The organism is Flavobacterium sp. KH_035 (assembly GCF_057839565.1).
In genome coordinates, this window is record NZ_CM174492.1 from 4,090,463 (window position 1) to 4,117,291 (window position 26,829).

The window sequence follows — 26,829 nt, forward strand, 5'->3', positions numbered from 1 at the left end:
TTATACTAAAACTCCAATTTATAATCCTTTTTTTAGAAGTTTCCAAAAGCTTATCCATATTATCTTATGGCAAGGTTTGGGATCAACTTCAATTTCCTTAACAAATCAACAACAATCGATATTCCCCTTCATTTTCAATTGGTGCTCTGTGAATACATGGCAACACTTGTTGTTTTGGATGATCTACAGCCAATCGCCAAAGATGTCCTACTCCTAAATTAACAGGTTCTGCATCCGGATGTAACTGATAATGCAAATCAAAATAATTTTCCTTCAAAAAGTCTTCGAATTCTTCTTCTGTCCCGTCATGAAGTTCTTTTAGCTTCGTCCGAATTTCCGGAATCAGGATTTTTTGCTCTGCCTTCGAATTCGGAATGATATCACTTGCCGCTCCGTGATAGGTGCATAAAAAAGTATCTGTTGCAATGGGCGAACGATCCACATGAAAAGAATACACATCAGTCGATATGAAATCAAATTCATCATCACGTTCGTAACACTTCAGCAGATTAAGAGAAGGCGAAGCTCCAAAATCAGTTAATAACTGTAAATCTTTTAATATTATTTCCCTGGCTATATTTCCTTTATCTGAGAGTTGGAGCGCGATTAGATCTTCCCGATAAACCTCGGTTATATTCTCTTCTAGAGATAATCGGGCTACAATTTCCTTAAAATCACCATCCAAATTTCGGTACCAGCATAACGCATTCCTTTCTCCTTTGAAATGAGTATCTACTAGTTCAGAAAAAGTAGATACTGCTCCTATTTGACCGCTTTCGGAAAATCTATTGTCCATAATGTAATAGTAAGAAGCTAATTACTTCTTGCGTTACAAAATTATACAATAGTCGTTATACTTACGCTAACGACACTTCACTATTGTACAACTAATTTTCCCGCAGCCTTCTTCCAATCCAACCATGACATGATCAATTCCTGTTGAAGTTTGTTAGAGACTAATTCTAAATTCTGCAATTGAATCTCTTTATCGTTCAGTTCATTAAACGAAATCTGATCAAACTTATACCGTTCCTGACAAACCAGTACAATCTCCCGAGAGAGTCTGGTATTTTCATGTACCGTTTTCAACTGTTGCAAAATATTATGATAAGCGGTAGTAGCATTCAGCGCATTGTATTTGTTTTTATTAATGTCTTCTTCGATTCGGTTATTATTTTGCTCCTGCTCCAATTTTAACTGATCTATTCTCTTTGCCGTATTCTCACCAAAAAGAAGAGGTAATTTTAAGGAGACTCCAATATAACTATTGCCATACCAGCTGTCTTGCTGAAAGGGATTCATACTGGCTGTAAACTGATCTGCTCCTAAGTAACCGTTGAGATTAATCGTCGGAATGTGTTTGGCTCTTTCCTGCTTCTTTTTATTTTCTAACACTTCGTTTTGTGTTTTTAAAATTTGAATTTGGGGCAATGCCTGAATTAAATCTTCATCGAGATCAGTAATATTTCCATCCATACTATACTTTTCTAATGCGATTGAAGCAGCAAGTGAAGATTCATTTCCGGTAACATATAGAAGGTATTGCTTTAAAACCAAAACGTTATTTACAGCATTATGATATTTTTGGATCGCGTTATTGTGCGTTACTTTAGCATCGTTTACATCAACTTTTAAAGCTCTGTTATTATTGTATTTTTGGTTTATGGTATTCCAACTTAAAGCCGTACGGGTAGTATCACCAATAGCTTCTTTTACTTGCTGTTGCGCTACCAATGTATTAAAATAAGCCTTTGAAACTTCGTATGTAAGCTCTATCCTGGCCTCTTCTTCATTTAAGCTTGCCAGTTTTTCCTGTAACCGGGACTCCGTAATTAACTTTGAAATCGAAATATCCAACAAAGGCTGTTGCAGTAAAACACCGGCATTTTGAGTATAATTGGCTCCCAGTTTTACCGGTATCATATCATCTGAATACGTTCCCGAATTAAATGCATTGGCAGGTAGAACGCTTGTAGCAATAATTGGATTGTATTGATAGTTGTAATTCAAAGAGACTCTGGGTAAATATTTAGCATTTAACTCTTTTGTTTTTAAGTTGTTGATCATAGATGCTGTTTGCAATGAAGCCAGCGATTTTCTGTTTTTTTGCGCTTCTTCAATTGCTTTATTTAAGGTCCAAACCGGGTTTTGCGCATTCATTTTGTAAAGGCATAAAAGCATAAGGCATCCTATAAAACCTTTATTCATTATATTATTTTTCATTATAGCAATTTTTAGCCTCTGAATACGGAAGCAGGTTCTACATTTTTTATTCTTCTAATGGCAAACACAGCTCCAAAAAGCGAAATAGAAAAAGTGATCATTAGAATTGAAAAGAGTATAATTGGACTAAAATCGATCAATATTCCTGTTTGATACATTCCATTTTTAAACCCCATCAAGAAAACGAGAGCCACTATAAATCCAACAATAGCGAACAAAGTAGCCTGGGTAAGTATCAAATTCCGAATGTAGGAATCGGTCGCTCCGATTGCTTTTAAAGTTCCGTAATCCTTAATCCTGTCAAGTGCCGACGAATACATCGTAAGACCGATAATAAAGAAACCTGCGATAATTGCAAACCCTACTAAAGATCCTGTACTGGCACCTAAGCCAGTAGAAGCCAAAACACTCGCTACAGTCGATGAACTTAGAGATGACGTTCGCCAGGCTCTGACTCCGTAAATAGAATTATTGATCTCATCGACGACACGATCTACATCCTCCCCGTCTTTTACATTTACCATTAAGGCGCTTATAGAAGTCGAAGGAATATTGCCATAGTACCTTGCTCTGTCTACTGTAGTGTACATCAAGTAACCACCCCAGCCTCTTATTCCTTTCGTTTGTAGTGTAATGACGGCTCTTTTCCCATTAATTTCAAAAAAAGTTCCAACATCTGACGAGCCTCCAAAATTACTTCGGTCAAAATAATCTGCAGATACACCTGCTTCCTGTAACAGATCCGGAAGTTTCCCTTGTATGATCTTCGTACTATCCGGACCTGCTTTAAAATTGGGATATTCGCTTCCGATAATGTTTACAATAGCACTGGTTCCATTGGGAAATTTTGCTTTTCCGGTTGTTACAACGATGGGGAATGCCTCCTTAACGCCTGTCATACTCTTGATTTCTTTTTCTTTTCTGGTGTCAATCAAACTAAGCTGATTAGCATCTGTCGTTTTATTATCGACAACCCAAATAGCTGTTGTTGTATTTTTTACCAATACACTCATTAATCCTGTCAAAAAATTAAATGTTCCTATTTGCTGACCAATAAGGAAAGTGCTTATTACTATTCCAACAACTACTCCTATACTTTTAGTTTTATCAAAACGAATAAACTTCCAGGCTGTTTTTATCATAGATTTCATAGGGAGGTTTGAACTACACATTCAATTCGGGAGTTTATTAAGTACTTGGTTTGGTTTGCCAGGAGTATTTTTATTTCCCGAACTCTCCTGTCCTCCTGATCACCAGCTTTTTCAGAAAAAAGCGACTTGCGCTTGAGTGCCGATGAGGCAAAAATGACAATTCCCGAACCAATCGTTTTATTGGAACCAATTTGACGAATAATTGCTTTTTGTCCTTGTTTGATTTGAGCTGCAAACAATTCATCGATTTCACAAGTTGCCACCAATTCACTTTTTGGAATAAAATCTGCAAAGGCCTGATTAGGTGACAATGCTGCCCCTTTCGTAGTATTCATGGTCATAATTTGCCCATCACTTAATGCTTTTACCAAATATTGCTGCAATTCCCTGTTGGATACTTCCAGTTCTTGTTTCATTTCCTGAAGCCGGGAGTTTGCCATCAGCACTCTACTTTGTAATTGCGCTACAATGGCTTGAGAGACCTTCGTTTCTGTTTCAAGGTTATCAACATTCTGTCTTGTTTCTGCACCATTTTTCTGCAAATTTTTCAATCGTTGCAGCTCAGTCTGTTTATTTGTCAGATTTATCTCCTGTTCTTTTAAGTTTAACTGAGCTACTTTTATTTCTATTCTTTGCGTTTCAATTCTACTCTTAATCTGTTTTTTTTTGGCATCCTGAACAGCGTGATCCAATTCAATAATTAAGTCTCCCTTGGTAATTAAGTCATTTTCTTTTTTATGAATACCTACCACAATGCCCCCTACTTCGGTTGCTAATGCCGACAGCTTTTCATTAGGCTCTATACGTCCGAGCCCAACAATTTCTGATGGAGCAACTTCTTTATGGACAGCCATCTGATCGGATTTATTCTCTTCTTTTTTGCTGCAGCAACTAAAAAACAAGACAGTTAGATAAATTAGGATATATTTCATTCTTTATAATATGATTAATGATTTTCTATAGTGTTACATTTCTTTTTCGGTTGCGATTCCGTTATCTACATAAATAATTCTATCGGCAAATTGTTTAAGTCGCATATCATGTGTAACTACAATTACACTCTTGCCCTTTTTAGCAAGTGCTTTTAACTCATCCATTACTACAGCAACGCTCTTGACATCTAAGGCAGCTGTTGGTTCGTCACAAAGCACAATAGGCGGATTAGTAACCAATGCCCGTGCAATAGAAACTCTTTGCTGTTGACCTCCGCTTAGCATTTTTGGTAAGTTTTTCATTCGGTCTTTCATGCCTACTAATTCCAGGGCATTTTCGGCTTTTCTTTTTGCTTCAGCCTCGTCAAAATTCATAAGTTGGAGCGGAATCATGACATTTTCTAAGGAACTAAGAGGTGCCAAAAGATTAAAACTTTGAAAAACGAATCCAATTTTATTCAATCTTAAGGTGGATAATTGTTTAGCCGAAAGCGTATTTACTTGTTGGCCATCTATAAAAACATCGCCTTTTGTTGGATAAATAACACAGCCTAATAAAGACAACAATGTCGTTTTTCCAGAACCCGAAGGACCAATGATTAAGGTAAGTTCTCCCGTTTTAAATTGAACACTTGTAGGTTTTAAGGCAGTAATCAAGGTGTCACCGGTTTGATATTCTTTACATGCACCTTTTACTTCTGCAATAACTCTGTTCTTTTGTATTATCTCCTCCATACTTTAATAATGTTATTTGGTTCGTTTTTTATGTTATAGTATTCAGTCGCAGTCGCAGTTTACAGTCTATTACCTACCTATTACAAACACTGAATACTGAGACTGTAAACTGAGACTGAAAACTGAGACTGAAAACTCCTAATAAAGCTCAATAGCAATTACAGACTCATTTTTTAAAACATAGATAGAACAATCATTGAATGTTGGTGCTCCACCATCTGGTTTAAAATTGGTACTGTTTCCTACCGGCTCTTTTGGCATTCCGAACCAATTGCTGTTTAATTTTCCATTGTTATCCAAATCTTGAAAAACAGTAATGGCATAAGTCCCTCTTGGCAAATCAACTTGAAATTTTATCGTTTCCTGACTTGCCTTTTGCACTTTCGTAAAGCAGGCAGTTTTAAGGAAATTTTGCTTTTTATCGTAAACATTCACTACAACTGTCCCCTTCCCTTTTTGAACATTGGTCACATCAATATTCATTTTTACCTGTTGCGCATTAGTAAAATATGAAACTCCAAATACCAGTACACTCAGAATTGTTTTTTTCATTTTCTTCTTTTAATTTATTGTTGTTAAACTTGTTTAATTTGTATTCTTATTTTTCAATTAATTTCCAAAACGATAGGTAAGCATCATTTTCGCATATGGAATTTCTTTAGTCTTATAGTTGGTAATACTATTGTTATCTGAATCATACAAGGTGTACTTATTGGCGAATCCTATACCTCCTTGCAACTGAAGCCAAAAACCATCAAAAAGCCGCTGATTAATCTGCAAACCGCCATGAACAGCCGAGAACTGAGCATAATCAACTTCTAAGCCTTCGTTGTTCCTATAGTTTTGTAAATTGTGAAGTGTCCAATCTATAGATCCTGCCACACCAACTTGTGTAGTATTCCCAAGATTCCTAAAAACATTCACCCTTGGCCAGTATAGCTGAGCCATCCACTTACCATTATTACTTTTGTAATCAACAGATATAGCAGGTGTTATGAGAAATTTATCAAAAGCATACATAATATGTGGACCTATACCAATTTCAAGATTCGATTTTTCTCCAAACTTTCTTGAAACTCCAAAAATCCCATCCAAAACCATGTCATTGATTGAAAACGAATCTTTGAAATCTGAAGCCACAGTAGGCAAGAAAATTCCAAAAACAGCCCATCTTTGTCCAAAAGGACGACGTACTACAATGGTAGGCTTGATCTCCTGTATTTTTGTGATATGATTCGGACTATCCTTGAAATCTTTATCGAATGTAAAATCTAAGACACGGTAGTTTACAATTCCAAGAATACGAGTTTTTCCAATTTTAAAGGATGGAATTGGCAACCAAAAATCATACGTATTGTATCTGAATTTATTTCCGTAATAAGGATCTACAGTTGATACATTCTCAAAACTACTTTTTCCGTTTACAGAAACGCTAACCCCTGCGCCATCTGTTATTAATTGAGCATAAAATTTATTTGGAAGACAAATAAACAAGGTTAATAAAACTAATGATCGTACATTTTTCAAAATAACACTTATTAAATTTAAACACATGAGCTGCAGTAGCCCCCTAAGATTTTCTTAAGGCAAAGATGTGCTTAAAACAATAATTGTTGTTAGGATTTAGTTTACCGTTACTCGGACAAATCGTGCATAAGAGAGTTTCGGTACTGAGAAGGAGTTGTACCGGTTATTTTTTTAAAAAGCCGTCCAAAGTAAGACGGATCTTCGTAATTCAGTTCAAAAGCTATTTCTGAAATGTCTTTAGTCAAATCTTGTAAAAGAATCTGACTTTGCAGGATACTTACATTGTTTATCCATTCTTTTGGAGCTATTCCTGTCGTTTGCTTAATGCACCTATTGAGATAGTTTACAGAAATTTTTAATTTATCAGCATAAAAGGATACGGATTTATCCTGACTATGGTATTTGTAAACCAATTCTTTGAAGGAAAAAGTGATTTCATTACCGCGGTGTACCGTTTTATTAAGCTCTTTATTGCAAGAAATGATTTTTTGAAAAGCAGCTTGCATGAGCGAATAACAAATTTCGATATTGGAATTTTCGTCCCTAAATTCTTGTCCTAACAAACAAAATAAAGAATTAAGCCATACACTCGTCTCTTTCGGCAGTTTAACAACTGAGTTTGTGGCAAAAATTTGTATCAGCTCCTGTTTAGACAGAATATGATTTAAGACACTTTCTTCAAATAAAATAAAATGACCAGTTATAACCAGATCAATTTCTTTCATTGCTGTAATGTGTCCTTGTTTTACAAACAAAACATCATCTTCAGTTAATGTTATTATCTCATTATCTACTTGTTGTACGGCATTACCATTAGTAACATGAACGATAAAATTATAATCAGGTCTGAAAAGCGGAGTCGGAATTTGAATATACTCTGTTGTGGTATTCAGATCATATATCTGCAAAGGAGTTTTTAAGAAATCAAAATCTAAAGAAGCATCAGACATAAATTGTTTTGGAAATTCCTCTGATGATATAATTTTAATACTCTTACTCATGTTACAAACTTAAGTATTAAATTGTAAATGACATTATCTCTATATGTGAATGATTTGTACCTTATTGAATATAATGTCATTAAAAATTAAACGGATAATTTTAAGTTTATAACAATCCTGCTTACACTCTTTAATGCCTGTCGGCAAATCGGTTGGGAATACGATTAGACAAATTCAGCAACAGGTTAAAAGCTATCAGAAAACAAAATGTTCCCAAAATTGCAATCCAAAAATTAGCCGTTTCCGTTTTATGTTTTACAATATCGTTTTTCTCTTTGATCGCAGTCATATTCAATTTCATGATCTGAAAAATATCCTGACGAATTTGATTTTTAAAGTTCTCAGCTGTCGGGTTCTTTTTTAAAAAATCAAAATTATTTTGCAGATTAACAGTCACTTTATCTTCACCAACTTCCGTAACGTTTCCTACTTGCTTGGCTAAATTGTTCTGAAATACGACCACTGCTTTTCTTTTATCTGAATTTATCTCATCTAATGAAAGAAGCATGTTTCTGGAATATTCCAAGGTATTGAAATTAGCTTTCAAAATATCCTCCGTATCTTTTTCAATCGAAAAATTATAGTATGCACTCACTAATGAAAGAAAAATAATCATTAGGAAAAGCAGACCGGCTCTTAGCTTTAATATCATTTTCATTTTTGGGATTATTTTAGATTACACAATATCCTATTATTCTCATTATCAAATTATAAATAAATAATTCAGGTCACTTGCTGTTAAGTAAATATCATGCTAAAAAGACAAGATATTGAAGCTTTTATCCTGTCGTTTTGCAATTAAAATTTTAGATCTTAATTGAGAGAAAATTTAATGACCTGATTTTAATTAGTCGCAATTCTTCCAACAAAACCTTATCCTTTAATACAACATCTTTTTTATTCTGATCAACAACTGCCGTATCATGTTTTGGATCATAAAGCATCGCCGTACACAAGCAGTTTTTTCTTTCCTTATTCATTAGTACAGGGCAATTTACACATGATTTGCAACTCTTCCAAAACACTTCCTTTGAAGTTAGCTCCGCGGAGGCCACCTGTTTAAAGCCGAGTTCATGATACATTTTTATTACGGGAAGATCTGATGCTAAACTAAATATATGTGCATTCGGGTATTTCTCGCGGCTCAGCTCAAAAATTTTTATTTTTATCTTTTTCGCAAGCTCGGTATGTCTAAACTCAGCCCCTACGATTAACCCAGAATTAGAAACATAACTTCCATTTTCCCATGAGGTAATAAAAGAAAAACCTGCCCATCTCCCATCTGATGTAAAAGCTATTACGGCTTCTCCTTTTTTCATTTTCGTTTCCAGCAGCTCCGGAGAACACTCCGAAAAACCAGTCCCGCGAGCTTTTGCAGCTAACAATGTTGTTTCGCAGATTTCTTTGATCCAATAAGTGTGACTGCATCTTGCTTTTTCAATAATAAAATCAATGTATTCTTCAGATGAAGATATTGTCTTATTATGAAATGAACCGGAAAAAGAAAATTTCTTCGTTAGATTTATTCTGGGATCTATAATAGGGTTTATAATTTTCATAATTGCTTAAGTATATATGATAGGACTTATTTTATCGAATGCGGTATCTGCTAAAACAATATTTAGGAGGCTATTAAAGTTCTTATCAAAATGATATAATTATATCGTCTGAATTGATTTAAATTAAATATTGTCTACAGTATTTGAGAGATTAGAAAAACGGTAAGAAAGAAAACTAAAGCAAAAACTATTAAGTTGATGATTCTATCTTTGTTCTGCATGGATTTATTTGATGCATATAGTTTCGCAATCTCCTTATTTCTTGTTCTATTAGCTTTCATACTTTTTAAAATTTGATAATGTTTTGAGGTTAAATTGATGTTAATGCAGCTATCACGAAAAGTTTCATAATTGTCAAACTTATACTATTGATTTATGTAAAAACTTTTGAAGTGATTCTTTACCAATAAAAACAAATGATATGCCAGAACACCTAAAAACAACTTAATCAACTGAATAACAATAAAATGCAGATATGAATTATTTATATCATTTATAAAACCCTATCAAACTGATATCATCTGCCTCCCAAAATGGAAGGCTTATTATCTCAGAACCAAACTTTTCCAAATCAAATACGATAAATAATCATATTTAAATTTTCTACATTAAATTATTAATTATCTGAATCTTACATTTTTTCTTCTCCTTTTTAATAATTCCATTTTTTAAAATCTAAAAAAACACACAAAATGCATAAACGGGATTTTTGCGTACCTAAAATCGTACTTTTTTAATCCTCTTACAAATTGTTATTAATCAACTTTACAGTGTCAATTACCTGATACTGATTTTAATAATTAAAAAGTTTTTTGTTACAAGGTCAATGTTGTAATTACAATCTATTCTTTACTAACCATTAATTATTTATTAACCTTAAAGTTTTAAAAATGAAGAAAATCTTAAAATTAACAAGTTTGTTATTTATCACAGTACTAGTGTTTAATTCCTGCGAAAAGGAACAAGATGCAAATGTGCCACAAAGCATTAACAAAGACGAGTCACAAATCGTCAACAATGAGGTGCAGCAAAACACCCAAAAAGAAGCTCTTTCAGCTGCTGCGGCATTAGCAGGTAGTGCTGGCGCCAGAACGATCACACTGCAAACCAATACACTATCCTGTCCTGGCGGTTTGTGTACCTCGTACGGGGTTTGGTCAGAAGGTGTTTACACTGTTTGGTTTCAAATGAGATTTAATTCCGGATTTTACTGGAGCAGAGGCGGTAAATGCGGATATGGTATTCTAATTGGTGATCAGAATACCGGCGGTGACCCCGGATGGGATGGGAATGGTGGTAGTGCCAGATTTATGTGGTATTGTCCAAATGGATCAAACTCGACTATAGGAAGCGGAGCTTATCTTCAACCGTATGTATATTATAAAGATCAGCCGGGACAATTTGGAAATGATTTTGGAAAAAAGTACTTCATACAAGAAGGAGTTACCTACAACTGTCAAATATCTGTTAAGTTAAATACCGGATCCAATACTAACGGATATGTCAAGTATTATGTAAATGGAACTGAGTTATTGAATCAAACCATTCGTTGGGTAACCAACGATTCAAAGCGAAATGTTAATGCTGTAAGTCTTCATACCTTCCGTGGCGGCAGTCAGGAATACTGGAAAGCTCCCGTAACAAGTTCTATTTATTATCCTAGCGCAACTTGGGATGCTCAATAATATCTATAAGTTGCAAAACAATTTATCCGGAACACTAAAAATCAAATCTTGAATAAAATAGTTTGAAATTTGTATCTTAAGATGCTCCAAAAATCCCATTTCTTATGAAGTGGGATTTTTTTATGTTCTTTTCTAACTATTTAACAGTTCTAACCTAAAACAGAATCTGGTTCACTCATCTCAAAACCATCATAATAAGAATCATGCCTCTTTTATCTTTGTTTTTTTATTAAATTTACTAGTCAACTTTTAAAGAGGTATACGGAAATGAAGGATTCAGAGTTAGTTTCTATTAAAGATATATGTATTAGAAAGGTAGATGGGTTTGAAAGCTATTCCTTCTCCGATGTTCTCTGTGTAGAGGAGCCTCTTGAAATAAGAATCAGTTATGGTTCTGAGGCTGAAAGAATACAAAAAAATATCTCTGTCACGATGCGCACACCCGGAAATGATCTTGATCTTGCGGTTGGTTTTTTATTCACGGAAGGTATTATCTCTTCTTATCAAAACATCAAAAAAGTCTACCACATAGAAAAGTCCTGTGTAACACAAAAGAAAAATATAGTTCAGGTCGATCTCATCGAAAATTTTGTTCCTCATTTGGTACAAACAGACCGGAATTTTTATACGACTTCAAGTTGTGGTGTTTGCGGAAAAAGCTCTATCGAGTCCATTAAGACAGTTAGTGCTTTTAAAAATATAGAAAACTCTAAGCTTAAACTATCAACAACTGTGCTTTATCACTTGCCTGAAAAATTAAGAACTGCCCAAAGTAGTTTTGTACTTACTGGAGGCATACATGCCGCGGGGCTTTTTACCATTGAAGGGGAATTGGTCGTTTTACAGGAAGATGTTGGCCGTCACAATGCTTTAGATAAACTAATTGGTAATGTCCTGGCGAGAAACCTACTTCCTTTAAACAATCATATTTTGCTACTGAGTGGCAGAGCGAGTTTTGAATTAATTCAAAAAGCGGCTATGGCCGGAATATCAATTGTAGCTGCTATTGGTGCGCCCTCAAGCCTGGCAGTTGAACTGGCCGCAGAATTTAACATTACCCTACTGGGGTTTCTTAAAAAAGAGAGATTCAATATCTACAATTCTAGTGATCAGGTAGTAATCCCGACTTCATACAAACAATAAAATAGATTTTGTACCGCTACTATTAAAATTATAATGATCCAGATTTTTTACGAGTATACTACTTAAATGCAAAAGTTATGAAAGAAGATCAATCTAAAAAAAACACCGACGGTAAAGTTCCAAAAGAACCAAACGCCGAAAATCCATATAGACTTTTAGATCTCAAGCTTACAAAAGTAGAAAAGTGGGCCGCTGGCGTACCAGCCGTAATAGCGGCTTTTAGCGATCTCATTGAAGAAAAAACACTTGTTCGGGGTACAAAAGCTTTATTTAAGATGAATCAGGCTGGGGGTTTTGACTGCCCAAGCTGTGCATGGCCCGATCCCGATGACGAGCGATCTCCTCTGGGCGAATATTGCGAAAACGGCGCCAAAGCACTGGCAGAAGAAGCTACTACCAAAAAAGTTACAGCTGACTTTTTTAAAGAAAACTCGGTTTACGAACTTGCCAGACTAGACGATTATCAAATTGGCAAAATGGGTCGACTGACTGACCCTATGTATTTACCCAAAAATGCTACTCATTATGAACCTATTAGTTGGGATGCTGCCTTTAAAAAAATAGCCGATCATCTCAATGCATTGGAATCTCCCGATGAAGCAGCTTTTTATACCTCGGGAAGAACAAGCAATGAAGCGTCCTTTCTCTACCAGCTTTTTGCAAAAGAATTTGGTACAAACAATATGCCCGACTGCTCCAATATGTGCCATGAAACATCGGGATCAGCTCTAAGACCTACTATTGGCATCGGAAAAGGCACCGTAACTCTGGATGATTTTTATGATACAGATGTCATTGTCGTCATTGGTCAGAATCCCGGAACCAACGCACCAAGAATGATGAGTGCATTGTCAAGAGGAAAAAAAAACGGAGCAAAAATAATTGCCATAAATCCTTTGCCCGAAGCAGGTTTAATGGGTTTTCACAACCCACAAGAAGTAAATGGAATAATTGGAAGCGGTGTTAAATTGGCAGATCTTTATTTGCCTGTAAAAATAAACGGCGATATGGCTTTGCTTAAAGCTATCGAAATTATACTAATTGAATTTGAAAAGAAAAACCCCGGAGAAGTCTTTGATTATGACTTTATCAAAGAAAAAACGACAGGATACGATGCTTTTCTAAAACAATTTGAAACCTACAACCTTGATGAGTTCGCGCTACAATCTGGTGTTTCTAAAGAGATGCTGTATGAAGCTGCGGAAATTTTAGCTTTCAAAAAGCGAATTATTGTTTGCTGGGGAATGGGGCTTACGCAACAGCCAAACGGTGTCGAAATGATCAGAGAAATCCTTAATATACTACTGCTCAAAGGAAGCATCGGTAAACCCGGAGCGGGTGTTTGTCCGGTACGTGGTCACAGCAACGTTCAGGGAAACAGGACTATGATGATTGACGAAAAACCTACTGACGAGCAACTCGATCGGTTACAGGCATTTTATGGCTTCAATCCTCCCCGCAAACACGGTTATGATGTTGTTCGTGCCATTAAAGCCATGCAGGAAGAAAAAGTGAAAGTGCTTTTTTGCATGGGTGGCAATTTTTTATCTGCAACACCCGATACCACTTATACCGCCAGTGCCTTAAGAAAACTAAATTTAACCGTTTGCGTATCTACAAAGTTAAACCGAACTCACCTGATTCACGGACAGGAAGCCCTCATACTGCCAACATTGTCTCGAAGTGACAAGGATATTGTCAACGGCGAAATACAAATTATAACTACCGAAAATTCAATGGGTGTTGTGCAATCATCTAAAGGAATGCTAAAGCCTGTATCTGATAATCTTATTAATGAAACACAGATTGTCTGTAAAATGGCGATGGCAACATTAGGAAGCAAATCGGTTGTGGACTGGCAACACTATCATGATAATTATGATGCCGTAAGAGACGCTATTCAGAAGTGTATTCCGGGTTTTGAAAATTACAATGTCAGAGCGCGTCAAAAAGGAGGTTTTTACCTGCCTAACGCAGCGCGTGACGGGCAATTTATAACAAAAGAATTTGGGGACCGGGCCCCCTTTACATTAACTTCAGTACCGAATAATGAGCTTGCTCCCGATGAGTACATGATGGCCACAACCCGAACTCATGATCAGTTTAATACCACAATCTATGGTCTTGATGATCGTTATCGCGGTATAAAAAATGAACGCCGCGTTGTATTTATGAATCCAAAAGATATTGAAAAAGCAGGATTAAAAACGGGTGACAAAGTTGATTTATTTAATTATGATGATGGTATCGAACGAATTGCACCTTTGTTCATCATTGTCTCCTATCAAATACCTGAAAAAAATACCGTTACTTATTTTCCCGAAACTAATGTTTTGGTTTCTGTAAATAATGTGGTAAAAGACAGCAATATGCCTGCATCAAAGTATGTAAAAATTAAAATTAAAAGACACGATCCTAAAATATACGAGAAAATCAACGAATTGTAAACTGCAACAGTTTACGTCTCATCATCACTTTTGTCAAATGCTGACGGCATCAGTTCAATATGGTATTTATCGGCCACTTTTATCAGTATTGGAAGTAAGACAGAAGCACCTGGAAGCAGTAAAAAAGGGATACCAATACCAATTATTTTTAACGAATCGAAAAGCTGGAGCTTAAGCGTGTTCTCTTCTACTTCGCTTATGCTTCCTTCTTTTATGTACTTCTGAATAATTAAACCTGCCTGCTTCTCTCCTTCTCCTTCTTTTTTCAGATCAAACAAAAAGTGATGTATATTCTCTTCAATAGTATTTTCAATCTCCATACAATTTGGGTTACCAATTGGTATTCGGTTTAGCTTGCAATTCCTGATTCATAGTCAAAATAATCTTAGGAATCCGATTCGTCAACATATCGATCTAATACATCAAAACTTGGTGCAAAAAATAATGTTCCGGTTGCTGCCGTGCTAAAATCCAGTATACGGTCATAATTTCCCGGTGGATTACCAATGAACATATTCTCTAACATTTTTCTTGTGGTACTGAATGTACTGGCATAAGAAATAAAATAGGTGCCAACTTCTCCCTTAGAAGGATTTCCAAAAGGCATATTATCCCGAACAATTTTAAGTTCATCACCATTTTCATCTGTAATCGCAGTCAGAGCGCTATGTGAATTTACAGGTTTCACTTCATCGTCCAGTTCAATATCATTCATTTTAGTTCTTCCGATTACTTTTTCCTGTTCTTCAGTAGATAAATTTTCCCAGTTTTTCATGTTGTGAAAATATTTTTGAACAAACAAATAGCTTCCGCCCTTATAGGCCGCATCCTCCTCACCTACTAAAGCGAAAAAATCTCTTTCATCACCAATCGGATTTTCGGTGCCGTCTACAAAACCAATAATAGACCGGCCATCCCAATATCTGAATCCGTGGATCTCTTCCAAACATTCTGCAACCGGCGTGAGAACCTTTGAAATTGCCATAGCCATATCAAAACAAATTGCTGTGTTTTGTGCTCTTAAATGAAAATGAAGATCGCCTGCAGTAGATTTTGCTGTGTATTTTGCTCCCGTTATAGGTTCAAAATTCACCAATTCTTTCGGTAAAGGCTCCGGTAACCCCAATGCTATCCACGCGTCATGTCCAACTCCCATTACACAACTGCTTCGTCCGTCAGGAATTCTTATCGTAAAAGAATTATTTAAATTGCTGATCAACGAACAAACTTTCTTAAATGCAGACTTTATATCTGTCTGATTTTTAAATTTCCAAACCATAAAAATGGTGTTGTTGTTTGGATAATCGGTAACATTTTGTGATTGACTCATACTGGTAGCTATACGTTATATACGATTATGATTTTATTTTTAGGCAAATGATTTTCAATCTCTTCCTGGGCCAGATGCTAATGGTCCTTTAAAATTAGTAATAAAAAATAAGGTGCTAAAACAAAAAATAAGCTGTCTTTTCGAAATCGTAAAGAAAATAGTATGTAAACGATCCTGAAATGCGTATAAAATAAAAATATCATTTCTTACGAATCAGAATCACTTCCATATAGCCTTTACTCTATATAAACTGCGTTTAAAAAGATTTTGCTCGATTTAGAGCAATTCAGTGCCTTACAAAAATTAAATCTTCTACCTAAATTATTCTGTCAAATCTGTCTCTTTTCTTTACTATTTATATTTAGTCTAAATAATAATACTATATTTGCGACGTAAATTTTAAACCATAATATAAATAACCGCCATGAAATTCAATTATTTACTTTTGCTGCTGGCCATTTCTAGCCTTGGCCAGGCGCAAAATACCAGAATTACGGGAAAGATCGTTTCCCAGAATAATGAAGCTGTATCGTATGCTTCTGTATCTATTAAAAGCCTTAAAAAAAATAATACTTCTGATGACAAAGGAACCTTTGAATTCAATAACCTGACACCAGGAACATATACCCTTCATTTTTCGGCAATGGGGTTTTCTGCACAGGAAGAAAGAGTTAAGCTTCAACTAAATGAAAACCTTGAACTTTCGATCGTTTTACAGGAAAATATCAATACTTTACAGACGGTAGAGATCACAGGCCGAAAGGAGAAGTCTTATAAAAACACAAAATCCTTTATTGGTGCCAAAACAGAAATTGCTTTAAAAGATCTTCCGCAAGCTGTTTCTTATGCAACAAAAGAATTAATTGCTGACCAGGGTTCGATTCGCGTAGGTGAAGTGGTAAAAAACTTCAGCGGCGTGAGTCAGTTTACTTTTTATGATGACATTTCGATTCGTGGTTTTAGAATTAATGGAGGAAGCAATACGCAATTATTAAACGGAATGCGAACTTCTACCGGATTCTGGAAACAGCCGCTTGCCAATTATCTCGAGCGTGTTGAAGTTTTAAAAGGACCTTCCTCTGCTTTGTTTGGGAATGCTTCCCCAGGAGGAGTTTTAAACCGGGTTACTAAAAAACCGCTGGATCAAGCCGCAAACAGTGTGAGTTTCTCAACAGGAAGTTTTAATACGCTAAGAGCCTTAGCTGATTTTACAGGGCCTCTGACTGAAGATAAGTCGCTTTTATACCGTTTAAATGTAGGTTATGAAAACGCAAATTCTTTCAGAGATTTGCAATTCGACAAAAATATTGTCATCGCTCCTTCCCTTTCCTTTCTTCCGAATGATAAAACAAGTGTTAACTTTGACCTGATTTATACGAGTTCGAAAAGTATCCTCGATCGTGGTCAATCTACTTACGAGAATAATTTATTTTCGACAAAAACTTCGAATTCATTAAATTCTACAAATGATTATCTCAATGAAGAAACTTATATTGTTACGACTTCATTAAATCATCAGTTTACCGATCGTTTATCGTTTTCTGCTTCTTATATCCGTACGGGTTATACGGAGGATCTTTTGGAGCATCGTGGTGCTAACAAATATGCTTCAGCCGGTGATGGAACAACTATTCCAACCGCAATCGAAATGCAGGTTTTCCAACGCAAGCGCAAGCGCTATATTGATAATCTTTCTGCCTTTTTTAAGTATCAGGCAAAAACCGGTGCTTTAGATCACAATTTGATTGCCGGCTATGATTATGCACAGGAACAGGTACCGGCAGGAGGTTCTCAGCTTCAGGCAACAGGATACAGAAACGCAGCCAATACGGGTTCAATTGCAACCTACGACCCTAAAAAGAAGAATCTCTATTTATTAGATTCTAAAGGGAATCCGGTTCCCAATGTGGCGCATTTTGACTTAACCAACCCCTCGGCATCACAGCAGTTAAAAGACATGAGCAAATATTTCTATGCTGCTCGTCCGTTTGACCCGACTTATTATTCATTGTACGGAATTTACCTCCAGGATCACATTAAGTTTGGCGCATTTCAGGCTTTAATAGGAGTTCGTTACGACGAATATACAGATAAAGAGAACTACAAAAAAGCAACCGAAAAGAAGGTAAAACAGCATTCGTTTCTGCCGCGTTTTGGACTTACCTATACACTTAATCCCAATATTAACTTATACGGAACTTACGTAAAGGGATACAATCCGCAAACTGCTTCTTCTTTATCCAATCCGAATGCGGGAGGGCCATTTGATCCGTTAGAAAGCAATATGATTGAATTTGGAGGAAAATCTTCCTGGTTTAAAGAGAAACTTTTTGTGACGGTGGCTTTATTTAAAATTCAGCAGAAAAACACTTTATACCCTGCAAATGATCTTATAAATCCAGATTTGATGCGAGCCATTGGAGAGGAAGAATCAAAAGGTATCGAAATTGATGTGAACGGAAGCATAACAAGAAACTGGAGTATTTCTGCGGCTTATTCTTATAATGAAGCAGCAATTACCGAAAGCCCTGTAGGTTCTGAAATTGGAAGACAAAAACCAAATACGCCAAAACAACAAGGGAATGTTTGGACACGTTACAACTTTACTGATGGTGCTTTAAAAGATTTTGGTCTGGCTTTTGGAACTAATTTTGTTACCACCCGTAACTTAAGTCAAACGGCAACACAAACCATTCCGGGCTATACATTGTTTAATGCGGCATTGTATTACAGCATCAATAAATTTAAAATTCAGGTGAATGCCAACAACATCACCAATAAAACGTACTGGGTTGGAGGTTACGACTATATTCGTTTGTTTCCTGGCGCACCTTCCAACTGGCTGTTAACACTAGGATATTCCTTTTAATAAGTGCCGTATTTCTATTCAGAAAACACTTTGGATTATTTATCCTATGAATAAAACATTTAAAGAAATATATGCCTGTTGCTCCTCTGGCTTGGACTTTTGTCCGGGCTGGAGGTTTTTATTCACTCCCTAAAAAGTAAATCCCATCTCTCGCGAAATGGGATTTTTTTTATGTGGTATTTATCTAGGTATTTGTGGTCTTTCCATTTTATACTGTCTTCCTGACAATGTTTTTATAAAAGAAACTAAAGCCACAATTTCCTCATCATTAAGATGCAACGGTTGCATTAAAGTATCTGTTTTAGGAAATAACGGATCAGCTGCTTTTTCCGATTCATCAGGGTCGATCATGTGCATGCCGCTGTTGTACATGTTTACAATTCCGGTGATATTATCAAACAAACCATTGTGCATCCACGGACCGGTAAACGTTACATCACGGAGAGAAGGCGTCCTGAATTTCCCTACGTCTTCTACTTTTTTGGTAACATTATAAAGTCCTAAGTCTTCGTATTCTCTTTTGTAATAAGTGAGTCCAATATTGTGAAAGGATTCATCGGTCAGGTATTTTCCGGAATGGCAATTCATGCATCTTGCTTTGGTACGAAAAAGATGCAGCCCGTATATTTCCTGATCGGATAACTGTGTATAATCGCCATCAATAAAAGCATCAAACCGACTTCTTTTGCTGAGAATTGTTTTTTGGAACACTGCCAGAGACTGAAGGATTTTTTCATAGGTAACCTCAGAATTCCCAAAGGCATTTTGGAACAAAACCGGATAAGCTTTGATTTTCTTTAGCTTTTTGGCCAGGCTTTTAGCTTCCATATTCATTTCGTGATGTGCCGTTATGGGGCCTTGCGCCTGCTCTTCTAAAGTTGCTGCACGACCGTCCCAAAAAAAGGATTTCCGGGCTCCAATGTTATATAACGATGGTGTGTTTCTTTTTCCCTGCAAATGGTCATGGCCTAAAGATTTTTCTCTTGCGTCTCCCCAGGCAAGTTCCGGATCATGACAACTGCTGCAGGAAACCTGATTGGAACCGGAAAGTTTGGGATCAAAAAAAAGCATTTGACCTAAAATTACTTTAGGATCTTCCAATCTGTCGTAATAACTGGTATCTATCGCCAGAGATTCAAATTCCTGCCAAAGAACATCTTTGTCAACGGTAGGTTTTGGCCATTGATGAGTGGGCTTACTGTAAATTTCACGCCAGTTGGAATTTGCTATTTTTTCACTAAATGCAGCACTGAAACTTAGCAATGCATAAATAATACCTGTAAAAAAGGCAAAAAAAGAGGTTTTTACTATCAGAGACTTCATTATGAGTAGATAAAGATTTTATAATCTGTGTTAAAATGTCAACCCCAATGACATTTGATAAAAAGTATTGTTTAAGTTTTTGGAATAGTTGTAATAATCAAAGCTCGTTTTTACAAAAAAGTTAAGATCAGGTTTGTATTTATAATCCCATCTTGCCGCGAGATTTACCTTGGTATACGCCGCTGATAAATACGCAAAATTAGAATCGAGCAGGTCGAAAATTTGATTTGTTTTTCGATCGCTCAGTGCCATCTCCGAACTTAAAATCCAGTTATGCTTCAACGAAATCGAAAGATTGATTAAGGATTGAGACAGGAGTTTTGAAACGGCAAAATCCAGTCGGCCAATACCTTGTTGTATGTCTACAGTTCTCAAAGGATCGCTATATTTTTCTGCAGTATTTTTTAAATTAAAACTTGGTGCAACCGACCACGTTAATCCTGGCGTTGGAACAGCGTACAATCCCGAAAATACAACCGATGTTACCTGATTGCTGTATTTCGTATGTTCGGCTATTTTAATGTAAGATGTTGTACTTTGATTGTCGAATATGTTTTCGGTTCCCGCTCTGTTGGTATAAAAAAGTCCAATCTTTGTACCCCAAAACTTTTCTTCTGATTTTTTCAAATAAGAAACGGCTGCTTCATAGCTATTTTCTAAAATAGCAGACGCAACAAGATTTTGAAATTCGGTCATTATTTTTTCATAATTAAACCGATTGTATCCTGCCGATAATCCAAAACCATTACGGTCATTTGGAAAAAACTGCAAGCTTCCGCCGTATCCTCTTCCGTCGTAATAAGTGCTGAGTTTATTTCCGGTAAGCAGCTTATTGTACACACCAAGTCCCACCATATGATAAACTGCCGGTGCGCCCAATTCGCTAAAGAATTTCAAATTATCAGACTGTGTATATTTTTGCAGATTTAGCGCTGCTCCTAAAACATAATGATCTCCAATGTTTACCGAAATACCGGTCGAAACCTTAAGATCAGAAACGGTATTTTTAGGCCTCGGGTCACTATCTCTATACTCCATTAAAGCTCTGTAATTGGCTGAAATACCGAGGTTCATTTTACTAAAAGCTTTAGTATAACCACCGCTAAAAGAATACTCCTCATACGAAAGATCACCTCCAATAGAATCGGCTGTTACATACGGATAAATAATTTGATAATCTGAGCTTTCGTTCCAATGCACCTTTTTGCGTTTGCCATTCTTGTAATACGCGTTTCCAAAAACAGTATTTTCAGAATTAATCTTATAATACGATTTAGCGTTGATCAGAAACTGGTCAATTCCATTCCCCAATTGCTGCATATTGGTTTGCTGAGAAGCTGAACTATAATTGGCACTCAGTTCTGATAATGAATAACGACGGGCATAACGCTGATTGGCAGGATTACTATAGAAGGTACCAACAAAATTATGCTCAGGAGACAAGTCTTCCTGAACGCGAACCAGCACCGAAGTACTGTCCTGCGCATACAGCATACCCGAACTCAAAATAAGAAATAGAAATAGGGAACGAAAGCTCATGATTACATTCATTAATTCATTAAAGAGGGTTTAGCCTCAGGACTAAAATCTAAAGTAGAATTGTTAGTGTCCTTTAATATTTTTTTACCATTTGAAGTAGTTGAAAGCGCTTTACGACGAACACTTTTTCCGTAACGGGTAGCATCTGAATCTACTTTTCCGCAATACGTCCAACCCTTATCCAATGATGGTGCTGTTACAATCCATTGAAATTCTGATTCGACACTTAAGTTAACAGCGTCTACAATCCAAGTGTTTGGAATTGAATAAACACTTTCTCCCATTGGATAACTTTCTCCTCCAACTACCAAATTGTATTCGTAGTCATAGGTGTAATCCGTAAGATATTTTGCTTTGGTTATTGGCAGACGAGCGATAACAAAACTTTTAAATCCTCTGTTGTGGATCACCATAGAAGAGAATAAACTTTCCATATTCGGAACGGCCGGATTATCAACATCATCGGCATCTTCGGTATAAAATTCAAAATTGGCTTTTCTCAAATCCATCGAGGCCGAGTTGTATTCTTTATGGTCGATCGCGTCTTCGGCAATAACAAAAAACTCACCCGGAGCAATTGGATAAGTCGTTCCGTTACCCGGAACAATGGCAACAGCTGATACAGCAAACGATTGTGCCATAATATTTGGTGTATACTCTTGTTTATCGGTGGTCATAAATTCTGACTGCGCGATCATTAAACCATCTGCATACAATACCTTGTCTGTATTATTGTGAATTTTAAAGTATTTGTCTCCTAAATACTGTTTGCCCTGAGGAGTTCTAGTTCCGGTAAAAAACACCTCTTCGATCACAAAATCAGATTGTGTTGTTTTTAGGAACAAATTCAAAGAAACAGCTGCACTTCCTCCGGTCACCACCACCGATTCTTTATAACTGCTTACCGTAGCTTCAACCGTATTTCCGTCTATGGTATACTTAATTTTTCCATCAACAGAAATTTCATAAGAACCTTCGCTTAACGCAACCGCAAGGGTGTTCGATACCGCTTTGCTTTGTGTGACTTTACCGGTATTGCGCTCTTTAAAAGAAACCGAAATTTCAGAAAAGGCAACACTGCTTAAATCCTCAGGATTTACAAGTGTTAAGGTTAAAGCCGTTTCTTTGCTGCTGTTATCATCATCTTTAGAACAGGATTGTAATAGTGCCATTAGGGCTATTGTTAGATAAATGGGTAATAATTTAATTCTCATAATTGGGTAATTTATTTAATATTAAAAGTTAAAAATTCAAGTTTAATTCCATCCCGAAATAAGGTGAAGTAAGCCCTCTGCGCTCGATCTTCTGACCATTAATTTCATAGTTTTGATAGTAGCTGAAGAGTCGGTTAACGAACATGGAAATTCTAAATCTCTTATAAAAATCTTTAGACACTTTCAGGTTCATGTTCATTGACATTGGAACTGTCTTTTTTTGAAACAAAGCCTCATTGTACTTGATGTCCAGCCATTGCAAAATAAGATCTGATTTGTCTTTTTCAAGATAAGAATGCTGTTTGCCCGAAGGATCGATATAAGCAACAGGCGTTCCGTTCATTGGGGTAGACTGATCGTTTCTAAACCATAAAAACTGGAAGGAACCCGAAAACTCTAATCCGAGAGAAGGAACATAGGTATCCGCAATTATATTGGTATTGAACTGCTGTTTTTCAGAACCATCATCAAACTGGTAAAGTCCTAGATAAGGAAGTCTTTTTCCGTCGATGACAATATCTTTTTGTCCTCTTTTATAAACCGGGCTGCTGTTGGTGTACGTTGTTTTAAACCAGGCGCCATTCAGCGTAAATCGGGTATTGATCGCGGTAAAACGCTTTGAGGAGAATTGAAACTCAATACCGCTTTTAAGCAGTTTACTTCCGTTATTGGTGATGTTGTAAGACGTTAATAAAGTATCCATGACAAAACGCAGCTGTGCCAGATCAGGCGGTGCGGTTAAAGTTGAAGGATCGATAGAATTATTATCGTACTTTTTATACGAAAGCGCCTGATATCTCGAGTTGTTTCTAAATCCGGAATCCATACGTTCGTTAAAAAGAGTCACCGAAAATCGATTGCTGTCATACGAAAAATCGGCACGAAGCTCCCATTTTTTATTAATTGCCGGTGTCAGCTCGTAGTTTACCGGAGACGTTTTGTAGGTCATCAAATTAATTCTTCGGTACTCCGGTATATTGTGATAATAGTTGAGCTGTACCAAATCGTTATAGATAAAATCCGGATAAAGCTGTGCCAGCGTTGGAAATTTAGTATACTGCCCAAAGCCCGCTGTAAATTCTGCTTTCATTACATGTTGGCCCATTTTAAAGAACGGAAGCACCCATTGGGTATTGATTCGGGGATCGAAGTAGTATTTTCCGTGAATGGAGTAAGCCGACGGTACATTCAATAACGACATTGCCCGGATACCTCCAGCCATGTTTAACCGATGTTTACCAAGCGGAACTGTAATCGCGTCTTCGGCGAAAAATGACAGATCTGTACTCGCAGGAATATCTTTGTATGCTCGCGGACGTGTAGACATTTCCGGCGATGGCGGATGTGTGGTGTCGTACACCTGCCCTTTTCCATTGTTTTTAGAATAGGTCCACTCCGAACCCGCTTTTAAAGCATGCGTAATTCCAAACAAACGAATTTCAAAATCTCCCATAGCTTTTAAGAACGCATCAAATGGTTTTCCGTCTACAGTAAGATTAGAAACATACTGTGGTGTTAGAAAAATCCCGTCAGATTCACCCTGTTGTGTAGTATTGGGTATGGCCGTTGCACTGGATACCTGTACCCATTTGGTCTGTTCTATTTTATCGTATTGCTGACTAATCGATGCCGATGTATGAAGTGCTTTTAAAAATGTGGCCGTTTTAAAGTTTAAATTGAAAGAGTTTGCCAGTGAAAATCGATTGTAACTTGAGGAATACCGGTCAATTTTAATATAACCTACATCCGGATCTGCCCTTTCATTGTCGACGGACCCACTGTAATCTAAACTGGAATCCCATTGAAGCTGATAAGCATCATTTTCCCATGTTTTTTGTGCTCGTATAGATGCCGTGATTCTCTTATAGTTTTCAAAACTGTTTCGCGGATCTGATTTTGCATTCAGATAATCCAATCCAACGTTCAGTACCAATCGTTTCTCTTCCGATTCAAAACCTTTTCCTAAATAATATAATTTGCTAAATTCATCTGCTTTAAAGCGCGATTCCCAGTTACTTCGCCCTCTTTTTCGTTGAATTTTAATAAGACCACTCGTTAAATCACCATACTCGACAGAAGGAATTCCTCTGATAATTTCGACTCTCTCGATTTGATCTGTAGAAATAGAGCGCATGTCTACCCCTTTCGATGTGGTGTTTCGGCGCGTATTGGCATATCCCGAACCCGGCGTTATCGTCAGATTGGGGCCAGTGGTGTATTGCAGGTTTGCATCGGTGTTTAAAGGAATCCCGTCAATCACGAAAGAAGTTCCAAGAGAGGAAATATCATAGTTTGAGTCGGCTATACCCACTTCTCTTAGTTTGATATGATTGGAAGCATTAAATACAGGATCCTTCGAGCGTCCGCCAGGCAGTAATTCCAATAAATCGGTAAAGCTTGATGGCTGTAAATGCTGCATTGCTTTTTTATCAATAATCGAGGTACTAATCATCCCGCGTGACTCTACGGCCGTTATGACCACTTCGTTTAGCTGAACGGTAGACAGAACTAATTCGAGTGACAGCTTCTCATTTGTTTTCAATTCCAGATTCTTCTCGATCGTTTCATAACCCGGGTACGTCAATTTTAGTTTGTAACGACCATTGTCTATGTTTTTTATAATGATACCACCAAAATCATCCGACAGGGTTTCGTATTTCCGCGCTCCTTCGATAAAAAGCAAAACTCCTTTTAACGGAACTTTACTTTCGGCATCTTTAAGGGTAATCTGAAGTGTAACTTTAGGGATATTTTGAGCAAAAACTGGATTAAAAAATAACAGAAATGCTACAGAAAGGACAGTTGCAATCCTTTTAAACAGGAATGCCGTAAAACTATTAAAAAGAAACATGGTATTAAATTTCTAGCAGCTGAGTAAGCTATATCACAAAAAAGCGGTTAATCGTTGCAAATATAACCTAATTTAGACTCAATAAAAATAATATTTTAAAACACTAAAATCCAAACCACTTCTATCTTTCTTAAATTTTAACTTAAAACGTTGATTATCAAAAATATTTACCGAAATTTGTTTGTACGCTTACTCTTTGTATACTATTTAAAAAATAAACACTTTTAATAGCAATTAAGTTGTAATTGACAGTGTCCTGTTGCCATCTGTAACCGTTCTTCTGCCAACTTACTACCAAATCTTCAATTTTCCTGTTTCAGGAGTAACCGAACGAATAAAGTTCGAAAATTCTATTACCGTTCCCAAAACCTACTATATAAGCAAATGCAGGGAACCTAAACTCAATAGCAACAAGCTGCTGTTTTTCTTTTTTGACAAACAGAATCAGCTCTTAAACGCATTGTCTGTGATGAAAATAACGAAGCACTCTGGGCACAAAGTCCCATTCGACAAAGAAAAACTAAAGCTTTCTCTCAAAAAATCAGGAGCTGCACCCGATCTTATCCAGGAATCTCTGGGTGAAATCGAAAAGCAAATCTATGAGGGTATTACTACCAAAGAAATCTACAAAATGGCCTTTGCTATTCTAAAAAAAGCAGCTAATGGACATGCAGGGCGTTACAATATCAGACTGGCGCTGCAAATGCTTGGTCCGGCTGGTTTCTTCTTTGAGAAATTCATCGCCAGACTATATGCCGCAGACGGTTATAAAGCCAAAATAAATTTAACACTACAAGGAAAATGTGTGTCGCATGAAGTGGATGTGGCGATTATGAAGGAGAATCTAATTACCATGATTGAGTGTAAGTTTCACGGCAGCAAAGAAGGTTCTTCTGATGTAAAAGTACCGATGTACATCCTTTCTCGTTTTAATGACCTTAAGGCAAACCGACACACTATATTTACTAATAATGAAAGTATTAATTCCTGTATTATTGTCACTAACAATCGTTTTACCAAAGACGCGCAGGATTTTGCCAGTTGCAGTGGAATCTCGTTGGTAAGCTGGGATTATCCGCAGGACAATAGTCTTAAAAATAAAATAGACAAAGGAGCGCTCTACCCTATTACCTGTCTCACCACCTTATCGCTTGTTGAAAAAGAAAAGTTACTTATTCTGGATCAGATATTGGTAAAAGACCTTATTGACGATCCACAAAGCCTGTCTAAAATAGGACTTAGCCAAAACCGAATCAAAAATATACTACACGAAGCTTCACAAATTTGTAAACTTATTTGA

The 26,829-nt window shown here is 36.6% G+C and carries 21 protein-coding genes; 5 read left to right on the forward strand and 16 right to left on the reverse strand.

Translation table 11 applies throughout. From position 1 onward, the window contains the following. Positions 1–97: 97 nt before the first annotated feature. The 10 genes from AC3IS6_RS16885 to AC3IS6_RS16930 form a co-directional block, all read right to left on the reverse strand. On the reverse strand, positions 98–796 hold the full coding sequence (locus AC3IS6_RS16885) for a DUF1826 domain-containing protein (protein WP_489161070.1): 699 nt from the start codon (positions 794–796) through the stop codon (positions 98–100). An 80-nt stretch (positions 797–876) separates the two neighbouring features. Further along, positions 877–2,223, reverse strand: a complete 1,347-nt coding sequence (locus AC3IS6_RS16890) for a TolC family protein (protein ID WP_489161072.1) — start codon at positions 2,221–2,223, stop codon at positions 877–879. Positions 2,224–2,234: 11 nt separating this feature from the next. Beyond that, the gene (locus AC3IS6_RS16895; RefSeq protein ID WP_489161074.1) at positions 2,235–3,374 is read right to left on the reverse strand and encodes an ABC transporter permease; all 1,140 of its coding nucleotides are present in this window, start codon (positions 3,372–3,374) and stop codon (positions 2,235–2,237) included. After that, positions 3,371–4,306, reverse strand: a complete 936-nt coding sequence (locus AC3IS6_RS16900; RefSeq protein ID WP_489161076.1) for an HlyD family secretion protein — start codon at positions 4,304–4,306, stop codon at positions 3,371–3,373. The genes AC3IS6_RS16895 and AC3IS6_RS16900 overlap by 4 nt, the downstream gene beginning before the upstream one ends. A 33-nt stretch (positions 4,307–4,339) precedes the next feature. Continuing rightward, positions 4,340–5,041: an ABC transporter ATP-binding protein gene (locus AC3IS6_RS16905; RefSeq protein ID WP_489161078.1), complete on the reverse strand. Its 702-nt coding sequence runs from the start codon at positions 5,039–5,041 to the stop codon at positions 4,340–4,342. Between the two features lie 138 nt (positions 5,042–5,179). Beyond that, positions 5,180–5,593, reverse strand: a complete 414-nt coding sequence (locus tag AC3IS6_RS16910; RefSeq protein WP_489161080.1) for a DUF2141 domain-containing protein — start codon at positions 5,591–5,593, stop codon at positions 5,180–5,182. Between the two features lie 57 nt (positions 5,594–5,650). Next, positions 5,651–6,568, reverse strand: coding sequence for a DUF6268 family outer membrane beta-barrel protein (locus tag AC3IS6_RS16915; protein ID WP_489161082.1), 918 nt, complete (start codon positions 6,566–6,568; stop codon positions 5,651–5,653). Positions 6,569–6,675: 107 nt separating this feature from the next. Further along, the gene (locus AC3IS6_RS16920) at positions 6,676–7,569 is read right to left on the reverse strand and encodes a helix-turn-helix domain-containing protein (protein ID WP_489161084.1); all 894 of its coding nucleotides are present in this window, start codon (positions 7,567–7,569) and stop codon (positions 6,676–6,678) included. Between the two features lie 130 nt (positions 7,570–7,699). Then, complete coding sequence (locus AC3IS6_RS16925) at positions 7,700–8,227, reverse strand: hypothetical protein (protein WP_489161085.1); 528 nt, start codon at positions 8,225–8,227, stop codon at positions 7,700–7,702. A 148-nt stretch (positions 8,228–8,375) separates the two neighbouring features. Continuing rightward, a complete protein-coding gene (locus AC3IS6_RS16930; RefSeq protein WP_489161087.1) occupies positions 8,376–9,128 on the reverse strand; it encodes a GNAT family N-acetyltransferase in 753 nt (250 codons plus the stop codon). Between the two features lie 890 nt (positions 9,129–10,018). Between AC3IS6_RS16930 and AC3IS6_RS16935 the strand changes: the two genes are divergently transcribed. The 3 genes from AC3IS6_RS16935 (at position 10,019) to AC3IS6_RS16945 (ending at position 14,403) form a co-directional block, all read left to right on the forward strand. Further along, on the forward strand, positions 10,019–10,813 hold the full coding sequence (locus tag AC3IS6_RS16935; protein ID WP_489161088.1) for a polysaccharide lyase: 795 nt from the start codon (positions 10,019–10,021) through the stop codon (positions 10,811–10,813). Positions 10,814–11,080: 267 nt separating this feature from the next. Then, positions 11,081–11,956: a formate dehydrogenase accessory sulfurtransferase FdhD gene (fdhD, locus tag AC3IS6_RS16940; protein ID WP_489161089.1), complete on the forward strand. Its 876-nt coding sequence runs from the start codon at positions 11,081–11,083 to the stop codon at positions 11,954–11,956. Between the two features lie 77 nt (positions 11,957–12,033). Beyond that, positions 12,034–14,403: an FdhF/YdeP family oxidoreductase gene (locus AC3IS6_RS16945; protein ID WP_489161090.1), complete on the forward strand. Its 2,370-nt coding sequence runs from the start codon at positions 12,034–12,036 to the stop codon at positions 14,401–14,403. An 11-nt stretch (positions 14,404–14,414) separates the two neighbouring features. Here the strand turns inward: AC3IS6_RS16945 and AC3IS6_RS16950 are convergent, their stop codons facing one another. Next, positions 14,415–14,723 (reverse strand): hypothetical protein, encoded by a 309-nt coding sequence (locus tag AC3IS6_RS16950; RefSeq protein ID WP_489161092.1) that lies wholly within the window; start codon positions 14,721–14,723, stop codon positions 14,415–14,417. Positions 14,724–14,788: 65 nt separating this feature from the next. Then, positions 14,789–15,733, reverse strand: coding sequence for a Dyp-type peroxidase (locus AC3IS6_RS16955; RefSeq protein ID WP_489161094.1), 945 nt, complete (start codon positions 15,731–15,733; stop codon positions 14,789–14,791). Between the two features lie 424 nt (positions 15,734–16,157). On the opposite strand from AC3IS6_RS16955, the gene AC3IS6_RS16960 reads away from it, so the two are divergent. Continuing rightward, a complete protein-coding gene (locus AC3IS6_RS16960) occupies positions 16,158–18,602 on the forward strand; it encodes a TonB-dependent siderophore receptor (RefSeq protein WP_489161095.1) in 2,445 nt (814 codons plus the stop codon). A 180-nt stretch (positions 18,603–18,782) separates the two neighbouring features. Here the strand turns inward: AC3IS6_RS16960 and AC3IS6_RS16965 are convergent, their stop codons facing one another. Genes AC3IS6_RS16965 through AC3IS6_RS16980 form a run of 4 tightly spaced genes read right to left on the reverse strand, consistent with a single transcriptional unit; the run spans position 18,783 to position 25,529 of the window. Then, positions 18,783–19,925 carry a cytochrome-c peroxidase gene (locus AC3IS6_RS16965; protein WP_489161096.1) on the reverse strand — a complete coding sequence of 381 codons (1,143 nt, stop codon included), beginning with the start codon at positions 19,923–19,925 and terminating at the stop codon, positions 18,783–18,785. 30 nt (positions 19,926–19,955) lie between these two features. Next, complete coding sequence (locus AC3IS6_RS16970; RefSeq protein WP_489161098.1) at positions 19,956–21,464, reverse strand: DUF6850 family outer membrane beta-barrel protein; 1,509 nt, start codon at positions 21,462–21,464, stop codon at positions 19,956–19,958. Positions 21,465–21,475: 11 nt separating this feature from the next. Continuing rightward, entirely contained in the window at positions 21,476–22,678 is a 1,203-nt protein-coding gene (locus AC3IS6_RS16975; protein WP_489161100.1) for a DUF4876 domain-containing protein, read from the reverse strand. A gap of 28 nt (positions 22,679–22,706) precedes the next feature. Beyond that, positions 22,707–25,529, reverse strand: a complete 2,823-nt coding sequence (locus AC3IS6_RS16980; protein ID WP_489161102.1) for a TonB-dependent receptor — start codon at positions 25,527–25,529, stop codon at positions 22,707–22,709. Positions 25,530–25,998: 469 nt separating this feature from the next. Here AC3IS6_RS16980 and AC3IS6_RS16985 point away from each other — a divergent pair, with 469 nt between their 5' ends. Next, a complete protein-coding gene (locus AC3IS6_RS16985) occupies positions 25,999–26,829 on the forward strand; it encodes a restriction endonuclease (protein ID WP_489161104.1) in 831 nt (276 codons plus the stop codon).